Source organism: Biostraticola tofi, from assembly GCF_004343195.1.
Classification (GTDB): Bacteria; Pseudomonadota; Gammaproteobacteria; order Enterobacterales; family Enterobacteriaceae; genus Biostraticola; species Biostraticola tofi.
In genome coordinates this window covers 20,636-28,843 of record NZ_SMCR01000017.1, presented here as the reverse complement: position 1 = coordinate 28,843, position 8,208 = coordinate 20,636, and the positions used below count along the sequence as shown (strand labels likewise).

Annotated in this window: 8 protein-coding genes; all 8 read left to right on the top strand. The window is 52.0% G+C overall.

Features of this window, described 5'->3' with window-relative positions; genetic code table 11:
• Positions 1-94: EF-Tu C-terminal domain-related protein (locus tag EDC52_RS19130; protein ID WP_131867864.1), on the top strand; the 94-nt coding region annotated here is incomplete at its 5' end.
• Between the two features lie 263 nt (positions 95-357).
• Positions 358-741, top strand: coding sequence for a preprotein translocase subunit SecE (secE, locus tag EDC52_RS19125; RefSeq protein ID WP_131867862.1), 384 nt, complete (start codon positions 358-360; stop codon positions 739-741).
• Position 742: 1 nt separating this feature from the next.
• Positions 743-1,288, top strand: coding sequence for a transcription termination/antitermination protein NusG (gene nusG, locus EDC52_RS19120; protein ID WP_131867860.1), 546 nt, complete (start codon positions 743-745; stop codon positions 1,286-1,288).
• Positions 1,289-1,445: 157 nt separating this feature from the next.
• Positions 1,446-1,874: a 50S ribosomal protein L11 gene (gene rplK / locus EDC52_RS19115; protein ID WP_131867858.1), complete on the top strand. Its 429-nt coding sequence runs from the start codon at positions 1,446-1,448 to the stop codon at positions 1,872-1,874.
• Between the two features lie 3 nt (positions 1,875-1,877).
• The gene (gene rplA, locus EDC52_RS19110; protein WP_131867856.1) at positions 1,878-2,582 is read left to right on the top strand and encodes a 50S ribosomal protein L1; all 705 of its coding nucleotides are present in this window, start codon (positions 1,878-1,880) and stop codon (positions 2,580-2,582) included.
• A gap of 309 nt (positions 2,583-2,891) precedes the next feature.
• On the top strand, positions 2,892-3,389 hold the full coding sequence (rplJ, locus tag EDC52_RS19105) for a 50S ribosomal protein L10 (protein ID WP_131867854.1): 498 nt from the start codon (positions 2,892-2,894) through the stop codon (positions 3,387-3,389).
• A 66-nt stretch (positions 3,390-3,455) separates the two neighbouring features.
• The gene (gene rplL, locus EDC52_RS19100) at positions 3,456-3,821 is read left to right on the top strand and encodes a 50S ribosomal protein L7/L12 (RefSeq protein ID WP_131867852.1); all 366 of its coding nucleotides are present in this window, start codon (positions 3,456-3,458) and stop codon (positions 3,819-3,821) included.
• A gap of 326 nt (positions 3,822-4,147) precedes the next feature.
• The gene (rpoB, locus tag EDC52_RS19095; protein ID WP_131867850.1) at positions 4,148-8,176 is read left to right on the top strand and encodes a DNA-directed RNA polymerase subunit beta; all 4,029 of its coding nucleotides are present in this window, start codon (positions 4,148-4,150) and stop codon (positions 8,174-8,176) included.
• Positions 8,177-8,208 lie beyond the last annotated feature (32 nt).

The following is an 8,208-nucleotide window of genomic DNA, read 5'->3' as shown; positions in this document are numbered from 1 at the left end:
TGCCCCGATCGCCATGGATGACGGCCTGCGTTTCGCCATCCGTGAAGGTGGCCGTACTGTCGGCGCCGGCGTGGTAGCGAAAGTTATCGCTTAAGATCGCACCGTCAGATAAAGTTATCGAATAACATTTGACGTGACGCGCGGTTAGAGGGCATCATTTGATGCCCTTTTTCTACGCTGTGATAGAGAACCTATCTCATTAGCGATTTTACGTCATAATCATTGGTGAGATGGGCTCTTCATCTACGACGTAATACTCCGGAGTTTTGTTGCTAATCCAGAGCATTCTTCGGTTGGTAGCCTCGCCCTACGCGGGGCTTAGTTGTTTGTCTGAATCCTATGTGACAGGTTTTTTTTATGAGTGCGAATACCGAAGCTCAAGGAAGCGGGCGCGGCCTGGAAGTGGTTAAGTGGTTAGTTGTCGCTGTACTGTTAGTGGTGGCCATCGTCGGTAATTATTATTACCGTGCGTATAGCCTGCCGCTGCGCGCGCTGGCTGTCGTGCTTATTATCGCTATTGCAGGCGGTGTTGCCTTAATGACTGTAAAAGGCAAATCGACCGTTGCGTTTGCGCGTGAAGCGCGCACCGAAGTACGTAAAGTGATTTGGCCGACCCGCCAGGAAACGTTACATACCACGTTAATCGTCGCCGCGGTGACCGCCGTGATGTCACTGATTCTGTGGGGACTGGATGGTATTCTGGTCCGTCTGGTATCGTTTATTACTGGCCTGAGGTTCTAAGATGTCTGAAGCTCCGAAAAAACGTTGGTACGTCGTTCAGGCGTTCTCCGGGTTCGAAGGACGCGTAGCGCAATCCCTACGCGAACATATCAAACTGCATGATATGGAAGAACTGTTTGGCGAAGTGATGGTACCGACGGAAGAAGTGGTCGAAATTCGTGGCGGACAGCGTCGCAAAAGCGAGCGTAAATTCTTCCCGGGCTATGTGCTGGTGCAAATGGTGATGAATGATGCTAGCTGGCATTTAGTGCGCAGCGTGCCCCGTGTCATGGGATTTATCGGCGGTACCTCCGATCGCCCAGCGCCTATCAGCGATAAAGAAGTGGATGCGATCATGAATCGTCTCCAGCAGGTCGGTGATAAGCCTCGTCCGAAAACCATGTTTGAACCGGGTGAACTGGTGCGCGTCAGCGATGGCCCGTTTGCCGACTTCAACGGCGTGGTCGAGGAAGTGGACTACGAAAAAAGCCGCCTGAAGGTGTCGGTCTCAATCTTTGGCCGCGCCACGCCGGTCGAACTGGATTTTGGCCAGGTGGAAAAAGGCTGATTGCCCAACGGCGACTGTCTGATATTAAAGCTTGCCAGAGGCGCGAAATTAAACTAGAATTTCGCGCCTTTCGTTTTTATATGCCGTAGCGCATGTAAATAAGATTTATACACTGGGGAGCCTTAACCGGCGCTATCACCCGCTAGAGGAAATACACATGGCCAAGAAAGTACAAGCCTATGTCAAACTGCAGGTTGCTGCAGGTATGGCTAACCCGAGTCCGCCAGTAGGTCCGGCTCTGGGCCAGCAGGGCGTTAACATCATGGAATTCTGTAAAGCCTTCAATGCTAAAACTGAAAGCATGGAAAAAGGTTTACCGATTCCGGTTGTTATTACCGTTTATTCCGACCGTTCTTTCACCTTCGTTACCAAGACCCCGCCAGCTGCCGTTCTGCTGAAGAAAGCTGCAGGCGTGAAGTCAGGTTCTGGTAAACCGAACAAAGAGAAAGTCGGTAAAGTGACCAACGCTCAGATCCGCGAAATCGCGGAAACCAAAGCGGCGGATATGACGGGTGCCGACGTGGAAGCGATGTCTCGCTCCATCGAGGGTACTGCTCGTTCCATGGGCCTGGTAGTGGAGGACTAAGAAATGGCTAAACTGACCAAGCGCCTGCGTGTTATCCGTGACAAAGTGGACAGCACCAAACAATACGAAATCAGCGAAGCGGTTACCCTGCTGAAAGAACTGGCCACCGCCAAGTTCGTTGAAAGCATCGACGTTGCCGTGAACCTTGGCATTGATGCACGTAAATCCGATCAGAACGTCCGTGGCGCTACCGTGCTTCCGCACGGCACCGGTCGTACTGTTCGTGTTGCCGTGTTCACCCAGGGCGCTAACGCTGAAGCAGCGAAAGAAGCCGGCGCTGATCTGGTAGGCATGGACGATCTGGCTGATCAGATCAAGAAAGGCGAGTTCAACTTCGACGTGGTCATCGCTTCGCCGGATGCGATGCGCGTGGTTGGCCAGCTGGGCCAGATCCTCGGTCCGCGTGGCCTGATGCCTAACCCGAAAGTCGGCACAGTAACACCTAACGTAGCTGAAGCAGTTAAAAATGCCAAAGCCGGTCAGGTTCGTTACCGTAATGACAAAAACGGCATCATCCATACCACCATTGGTAAAGTGGATTTTGATACCGACAAATTGAAAGAAAACCTGGAAGCCCTGCTGATCGCGCTGAAGAAAGCCAAACCGACTCAGGCCAAAGGTGTCTACATCAAAAAAGTCAGCCTGTCAACCACTATGGGTGCCGGTCTGTCTGTCGATCAAAGTGGCCTGGCGACAACAACTGTCTAACTGCCCCTTTACGCGGGCGTAAGATTTGTCTAGAATCTAACGCCCGTTGTTTCGTTATTTGACGCTTTTTTCATCGTGGCGAAACAGAACAAAGATTTTTCGGTTGGAGCTTGGCCTATCCAAGCCTCCGTCCAAGACCGCAGGTGTGTGTAACAGCACTTAATCTTCCTGCGTAGACGGTGACAGAGCCTGAATAACATTATTCGTTTGCTGGATTCTGCTCACCGTGTTTAGACGCTTATCACCATTTTGGCGATAAGCGATGTGAGTTCCGGGGTGTTTCCCGGCTAAATCCAGGAGCAAAAGCTAATGGCATTAAATCTTCAAGACAAACAAGCGATTGTTGCTGAAGTCAACGAAGTAGCCAAAGGCGCGCTGTCTGCTGTGGTTGCGGATTCCCGTGGCGTAACAGTAGATAAAATGACTGAACTGCGTAAAGCAGGTCGTGAAGCTGGCGTTTACATGCGTGTTGTTCGCAACACCTTGCTGCGCCGCGTCGTTGAAGGCACTCCTTTCGAATGCCTGAAAGACACGTTTGTTGGTCCGACCCTGATTGCATTCTCTAACGAACACCCGGGCGCAGCTGCTCGTCTGTTCAAGGCTTTTGCCAAAGACAATGCAAAATTCGAGGTTAAAGCAGCAGCCTTTGAAGGCGAAGTTATCACGGCGGCTAATATCGATCGCCTGGCAACTCTGCCAACTTACGACGAAGCTATCGCACGCCTGATGTCGGCCATGAAAGAAGCCTCTGCAGGCAAACTGGTCCGTACTCTGGCTGCACTGCGCGATCAAAAAGAAGCGGCTTAATTGCCCCTTACTTTCGGTTGCAATGGCAAACGTATAATCTATTTCTGAATTTTAGGAACAATTGTTATGTCTATCACTAAAGAACAAATTCTGGACGCAGTTGCAGAAATGTCCGTAATGGACGTTGTTGAACTGATCTCCCTGATGGAAGAAAAATTCGGCGTTTCTGCCGCCTCTGCCGTAGCTGTCGCTGCTGGCCCGGCTGAAGCTGCTGAAGAGAAAACCGAGTTTGACGTCGTACTGACTGCCATTGGCGGTAACAAAGTATCTGTCATCAAAGCCGTTCGTGGCGCAACTGGTCTGGGCCTGAAAGAAGCCAAAGATCTGGTTGAGTCTGCTCCGGCAACGATGAAAGAAGGCGTGAGCAAAGATGACGCTGAATCACTGAAGAAAGCTCTGGAAGAAGCAGGCGCTTCTGTTGAGATTAAGTAATTTAATCTCCCGGATTGCAGCCTGACAACAGGCTGATGGCTGGTGGCTTAATGGTCACCAGCCTTTTTGCGCTGTAGGGCGTCAATGGCTTTTCATACTATTTAGTCATTGAATAACCTCAATATTTCTTTCTATCGACGACTCAATATACCGTATTTCCTGTAAAGCCTCCCTGGTTTAGCAACGTACGGCGAAATGATTTGGGAGTGATAGAAATGGGTATTGCAGAGGGATATCCTCCCCTCTGAATAAATAAAATAGTATTGCATGAACTGTCTTGTTAAGGCAGGCAGAGTGGGTCACTGATCAGCGAGCTGAGGAACCCTATGGTTTACTCCTATACCGAAAAAAAACGCATTCGTAAGGACTTCGGGAAACGTCCCCAGGTTTTGGACATCCCTTACCTCCTTTCCATACAGCTGGATTCGTTCCAGAAGTTTATTGAGCAGGATCCAGAAGGTCAGTACGGGCTGGAAGCAGCGTTCCGTTCTGTATTCCCGATCCAGAGCTACAGTGGCAATTCGGAGCTGCAATATGTCAGCTACCGTCTGGGCGAACCGGTCTTTGATGTCAAAGAGTGCCAGATCCGCGGGGTGACCTTTTCGGCACCGCTGCGCGTAAAACTGCGCCTTATCATTTATGAGCGCGAAGCGCCTGAAGGTACGGTAAAAGACATCAAGGAACAGGAAGTCTACATGGGCGAAATTCCGCTCATGACCGACAACGGCACCTTTGTGATTAACGGGACTGAGCGTGTTATCGTCTCCCAGTTGCATCGTAGCCCCGGTGTGTTTTTTGATAGCGACAAGGGCAAGACGCATTCGTCTGGTAAAGTGCTTTACAACGCACGCATCATCCCTTACCGCGGTTCCTGGTTGGATTTTGAATTCGACCCGAAAGATAATTTGTTTGTCCGTATCGACCGTCGCCGTAAATTGCCGGCGACCATCATTCTGCGTGCGTTGAATTACACCACGAACCAGATCCTCGATACGTTCTTCGACAAAGTGGTTTATGAAATCCACGACAAAAAACTGCAGATGGAACTCGTTCCTGAGCGTTTACGTGGTGAAACCGCGTCGTTTGATATCGAATCAAGCGGCACCGTCTATGTCGAAAAAGGTCGTCGCATCACTGCGCGCCATATTCGTCAGCTTGAAAAAGACGGCGTTGAAAAAATCGAAGTGCCGGTTGAATACATTATCGGTAAGGTCGTTGTTAAAGATTACATCGACGAAAACACCGGTGAGATCATCTGCCCGGCCAACATGGAACTGTCATTGGATCTGCTGGCCAAGCTGAGCCAGGCTGGACATAAGCGCATTGAGACGCTGTTCACCAATGATCTGGACCATGGCGCCTACATGTCCGAAACGCTACGCGTAGACCCGACCAGCGATCGCCTGAGCGCGCTGGTTGAAATCTACCGCATGATGCGTCCTGGCGAGCCACCGACCCGTGAAGCGGCTGAGAACCTGTTCGAGAACCTGTTCTTCTCCGAAGATCGCTACGATCTTTCCGCCGTCGGCCGGATGAAGTTCAACCGTTCATTGCTGCGTGAAGAAATCGAAGGTTCGGGCATTCTGTCCAAGCTGGACATCATCGAAGTAATGAAGAAACTCATTGATATCCGTAACGGTATCGGTGAAGTGGATGATATCGACCATCTGGGCAACCGTCGTATCCGTTCCGTGGGTGAAATGGCGGAAAACCAGTTCCGTGTCGGTCTGGTGCGTGTTGAGCGTGCGGTCAAAGAGCGTCTGTCCCTGGGTGACCTGGACACGCTGATGCCGCAGGACATGATCAATGCCAAGCCTATTTCGGCGGCAGTGAAAGAGTTCTTTGGTTCAAGCCAGCTGTCTCAGTTCATGGATCAGAACAACCCGCTGTCTGAAATAACCCATAAGCGCCGTATCTCTGCGCTGGGCCCAGGCGGTCTGACCCGTGAGCGTGCCGGCTTTGAAGTCCGTGACGTACATCCGACCCATTATGGCCGCGTATGCCCGATTGAAACGCCGGAAGGCCCGAACATCGGTCTTATCAACTCACTGTCTGTTTATGCGCAGACCAACGAATATGGCTTCCTGGAAACGCCGTATCGTCGTGTGCATAACGGCGTGGTTACCGACGAAATCAATTACCTGTCGGCGATTGAAGAAGGCAACTTCGTTATTGCCCAGGCCAACACCAATCTTGACGAAGAAGGCCATTTCGTTGACGACCTGGTGACCTGCCGCAGCAAAGGCGAATCCAGCCTGTTCACCCGTGATCAGGTGGACTATATGGACGTTTCGACTCAGCAGGTGGTATCGGTTGGTGCTTCACTGATTCCCTTCCTGGAACACGATGACGCCAACCGTGCCCTGATGGGTGCGAACATGCAACGTCAGGCGGTCCCGACCCTGCGCGCCGACAAGCCGCTGGTAGGTACCGGTATGGAACGTGCGGTGGCGGTAGACTCCGGCGTTACCGCCGTTGCACGCCGTGGCGGTACCATTCAGTACGTGGATGCTTCCCGTATCGTTATCAACGTCAATCCTGATGAAATGCAGGCTGGCGAAGCGGGTATCGACATCTACAACCTGACCAAATACACCCGCTCCAACCAGAACACCTGCATCAGCCAGATCCCTTGCGTGTCGCTGGGCGAACCGGTGGAACGCGGTGATGTACTGGCTGACGGTCCGTCGACCGACCTGGGTGAGCTGGCCTTGGGCCAAAACATGCGCGTCGCGTTCATGCCGTGGAACGGCTACAACTTCGAAGACTCCATCCTGGTTTCTGAACGCGTAGTACAGGAAGACCGTTTCACCACTATCCACATCCAGGAACTGGCCTGCGTATCCCGCGACACCAAGCTGGGGCCTGAAGAGATCACCGCCGACATCCCGAACGTCGGTGAAGCTGCGCTCTCCAAACTGGATGAGTCCGGTATCGTTTATATCGGTGCTGAAGTGACCGGTGGCGATATCCTGGTCGGTAAGGTAACGCCTAAGGGTGAAACCCAACTGACGCCGGAAGAAAAATTGCTGCGCGCCATCTTTGGTGAAAAAGCCTCCGACGTGAAAGATTCATCGCTGCGCGTGCCAAATGGCGTGTCCGGTACGGTAATCGACGTTCAGGTCTTCACCCGTGACGGCGTGGAAAAAGACAAACGGGCGCTGGAAATTGAAGAAATGCAGCTGAAGCAGGCCAAAAAAGACCTGACTGAAGAACTGCAGATCTTTGAAGCTGGCCTGTTTGGCCGTATTCATGACGTGCTGGTTTCCGGCGGTATCGAAGCTGAGAAACTGGCTAAGCTGACGCGTGAGCGCTGGCTGGAGCTGGGCCTTAGCGACGAAGAAAAGCAGAACCAGCTCGAGCAGTTGGCCGAGCAGTACGATGAATTGAAAACCGTCTTCGAGAAGAAGCTGGAAGCCAAGCGTCGTAAAATCACCCAGGGTGATGACCTCGCGCCGGGCGTGCTGAAAATCGTCAAGGTTTACCTGGCGGTTAAACGTCAGATCCAGCCAGGCGACAAGATGGCCGGCCGTCATGGTAACAAAGGTGTTATCTCAAAGATTAACCCGATCGAAGATATGCCTTACGATGAAAACGGCGTGCCGGTTGACATCGTGCTGAACCCGCTGGGCGTACCTTCGCGTATGAACATCGGTCAGATCCTGGAAACGCATCTGGGTATGGCGGCAAAAGGCATCGGCGACAAAATAAACGCTATGCTCAAGAAACAGGAAGATGTTTCCAGACTGCGTGAATTTATCCAGAAGGCCTATGATCTGGGTGATGACGTCCGTCAGAAAGTTGACCTGAACACCTTCACCGATGACGAAGTGCTGCGTCTGGCTGAGAACCTGAAAAAGGGCATGCCTATCGCAACACCGGTATTTGACGGCGCCAAGGAAAAAGAGATCAAAGAACTGCTGCAATTGGGCGGTCTGCCTACCTCCGGCCAGATTACATTGTTTGACGGCCGTACTGGTGAGCAATTCGAACGTCAGGTAACCGTGGGATATATGTACATGCTGAAACTCAACCACTTGGTTGATGACAAGATGCATGCGCGTTCCACCGGTTCCTACAGCCTGGTTACTCAGCAGCCGCTGGGTGGTAAGGCGCAGTTCGGTGGACAGCGTTTCGGGGAGATGGAAGTGTGGGCACTGGAAGCGTATGGTGCCGCCTATACTCTGCAGGAAATGCTGACCGTCAAGTCGGACGACGTCAACGGCCGTACCAAGATGTACAAAAATATCGTGGATGGCAACCATACGATGGAGCCGGGGATGCCGGAATCGTTCAATGTATTGTTGAAAGAAATCCGCTCCCTGGGCATCAACATCGAGCTGGAAGAAGACTGATTTTCTTCCGCCCGGGTGCGGCCCGCACCACA